The organism is Staphylococcus sp. GW821-FHT11H10 (assembly GCF_058807855.1).
In genome coordinates, this window is the sequence record NZ_JBXARC010000053.1 from 1 (window position 1) to 923 (window position 923).

General features: G+C 43.7%; 1 tRNA gene and 1 rRNA gene. Both read right to left on the bottom strand.

The features are described 5' to 3' along the window. Window positions 1–658 (bottom strand): 23S ribosomal RNA (locus AC1RRU_RS12560); the annotation flags it as partial. A gap of 189 nt (window positions 659–847) precedes the next feature. Beyond that, window positions 848–923, bottom strand: a tRNA-Ala gene (locus AC1RRU_RS12565).

Genomic DNA, 923 nt, shown 5'->3' on the forward strand with positions numbered 1-923 from the left:
TCCTGCTTAACCTTGCATCAGATCGTAACTCGCCGGTTCATTCTACAAAAGGCACGCCATCACCCATTAACGGGCTCTGACTACTTGTAAGCACACGGTTTCAAGTTCTCTTTCACTCCCCTTCCGGGGTACTTTTCACCTTTCCCTCACGGTACTGGTTCACTATCGGTCACTAGAGAGTATTTAGCCTTAGGAGATGGTCCTCCCAGATTCCGACGGAATTTCACGTGCTCCGTCGTACTCAGGATCCACTCAAGAGAGAATATATTTTCAACTACAGGATTATTACCTTCTTTGATTCAACTTTCCAGATGATTCGTCTAATATATTCCTTTGTAACTCCGTATAGAGTGTCCTACAACCCCAATAAGCAAGCTTATTGGTTTGGGCTCTTCCCGTTTCGCTCGCCGCTACTCAGGGAATCGATTTTTCTTTCTCTTCCTCCGGGTACTAAGATGTTTCAGTTCTCCGGGTCTGCCTTCTGACAAGCTATGAATTCACTTGTCGATAACACGACATAACTCGTGCTGGGTTCCCCCATTCGGAAATCTCTGGATCAACGCTTACTTACAGCTACCCAAAGCATATCGTCGTTAGTAACGTCCTTCGTCGGCTTCTAGTGCCAAGGCATCCACCGTGCGCCCTTAATAACTTAATCTATGTTTCAACCATATTAGAACGTAGTTCTAATTTTAAGAAACCTGTTATTAATCTTGTGAGTGTTCTTTCGAACACTAGCGATTATATTTTATGAATTCAAGCTTTTTTAAAACTCTTATTCACTCGGTTTTGCTTGGTAAAATCTATTTTTACTTACTTATCTAGTTTTCAATGTACAAATAATTAATGGTGGAGACTAGCGGGATCGAACCGCTGACCTCCTGCGTGCAAAGCAGGCGCTCTCCCAGCTGAGCTAAGCCCCC